Source organism: Klebsiella sp. X1-16S-Nf21 (assembly GCF_002837615.1).
GTDB classification, from domain to species: domain Bacteria; phylum Pseudomonadota; class Gammaproteobacteria; order Enterobacterales; family Enterobacteriaceae; genus Klebsiella; species Klebsiella variicola.
The window spans coordinates 1-1,911 of the sequence record NZ_PJDK01000146.1 but is presented as its reverse complement, the minus strand read 5'-3'; the positions used below and the strand labels follow the sequence as shown (position 1 = coordinate 1,911).

Annotated in this window: 2 protein-coding genes and 1 riboswitch; of the genes, one reads left to right on the top strand and one right to left on the bottom strand. The window is 45.8% G+C overall.

Annotation, left to right across the window (positions count from 1 at the left end; genetic code table 11):
* Positions 1 to 36 precede the first annotated feature (36 nt).
* A riboswitch (ZMP/ZTP riboswitch) is annotated at positions 37 to 119 on the top strand.
* Positions 120 to 135: 16 nt separating this feature from the next.
* A complete protein-coding gene (locus CW267_RS29735; RefSeq protein WP_100781525.1) occupies positions 136 to 768 on the top strand; it encodes a LysE family translocator in 633 nt (210 codons plus the stop codon).
* Between the two features lie 130 nt (positions 769 to 898).
* Here the strand turns inward: CW267_RS29735 and CW267_RS29730 are convergent.
* On the bottom strand, positions 899 to 1,911 hold a 1,013-nt coding region (locus tag CW267_RS29730), incomplete at its 5' end, for an IS30-like element ISCfr4 family transposase (protein WP_101148716.1).

Genomic DNA, 1,911 nt, shown 5'->3' with positions numbered 1-1,911 from the left:
GCGAAGCCCTGTGTTGTTGAAATTGTGTAATAATAAATGCGCTCATGTTACTGACGCTTAAAGATAGATCACTATCGGGGAGCATGGGTCATTGCTAGCCGCGCGTCTGGGCATAACCTTCCCTGGAGATAAGTTATGCCTGATTACGTACATATTTTTACTTTTGGTCTGGTTGCGTTAGGAATGGTATTAACTCCCGGCCCAAACATGATCTATTTAATTTCTCGCTCCATTTGCCAGGGAAAACGCGCTGGGCTTATTTCCCTGGGCGGCGTTGCGCTTGGCTTTATCTTCTACATGCTTTGTGCCGCATTCGGCATAACAGCATTTGTGTTTGCCATTCCGTATGCCTATGATTTACTTCGTTTTGGCGGAGCTGCTTACCTTCTCTATCTCGCCTGGCAAGCTGTAAAACCCGGTGGGAATGCCCCTTTTTCTGTTAAAGAGATGTCGGTTGATGGCCCTAATAAACTATTTATGATGGGCTTCATTACTAATCTCGCTAACCCTAAAATTGCCATCATGTACTTATCTTTGCTTCCGCAATTTATTCAACCAGACCATGGCAGCGTTCTAAGTCAGTCACTGGCCCTTGGATGTGTCCAAATCTTTATAAGCCTGATGGTAAATTCCATGATTGTCCTCGTTGCAGGTTCAATAGCAGGGTTTCTTTCAAGTCGTCCTTCATGGATAAAAGCGCAACGTTGGTTTATGGGTACTGTACTGGCAGGGTTAGCTCTGAAGATTGCTTGCGAGACAAAACGATAGTGATTGTTTACTACTAATGAGCATATCACGACATCAGCAATGTCCTCATATCACCCATGAGGACATCCTGATTTGATCCTCATAAGCTAACATAGATCAATGGTATCAATGTCCGCTTTTGGCTGTGAGTTCAACTGATGGACGCAACACACTTATTGAACCGTTCTGCTGGTGATTCATAGTCTAGCGTTTTTCTCGGCCTTTCGTTGAGCTGTCTGGCAACACTGTTAAGTCTTTGCTGGCTGTGAACCGATAAGTCAGTTCCTTTTGGAAAATATTGTCTGAGCAATCTGTTCGTATTTTCATTTGAGCCTCGTTGCCAGGGAGATTGAGGATCACAAAAATAAATCTGAATGTCTGTCGCTATAGTAAATCGTGTGTGGCTGGTCATTTCAGCTCCACGATCCCAAGTTAATGTTTTATAATGCTCAGCAGGTAATTCCCGGGCTTGTCTGATGAGTGCAGATATAACCGTTATGGTCTTGTTGTCTCTGATCTTCGCCAGCATAACAAAACGGGAATGACGTTCTACGAGGGTGATGATATAGGAGTTTTTCGAGCCCTGAATCAAGTCACCTTCCCAGTGACCTGGAATGGCTCTGTCAGCCGCCTCTGGTGGCCTTTCGCTGATAGGTATCGTGTCCGGGATTGACCCTAATCCTTTCCCTTTAAGCGATGACGTTCTGGATCTACGCACTGCTCTTCCGCTTCTGAGGCATTGCTGCAACTCTTTTTTTAATGCTCCCCGGGTTTGTATAAAAAGCGTTTTATAAATCGTTTCGTGTGACACATGCATTTCCTGATTATCCGGATAACAGCGTTTCAGCCAACCGGCGATCTGTTCCGGCGACCAGTCCTGATGCATCTTCTCTGCAATGATTTTACACAATGCTGGGCTTTCAATTAGCTTGCAAGGTTTTGGTCTCAGTGCATTTTCCCACGCAGTAGCATCGGCTTTTGCTGCACGGTATTGTTTTGCACCACCGTGCCTCCTGACCTCGCGGCTAATCGTTGAGGGCGCTCTTGATAATTTGGCGGCAATGTCCCTGATACTGAGTTTTGCTACCAGCCCTCTGGATATCTCCTCTCTTTCATCAAGCGAAAGCGCTAATCGGTGCCGTTTTCGCACGGGAGGACGGTAGC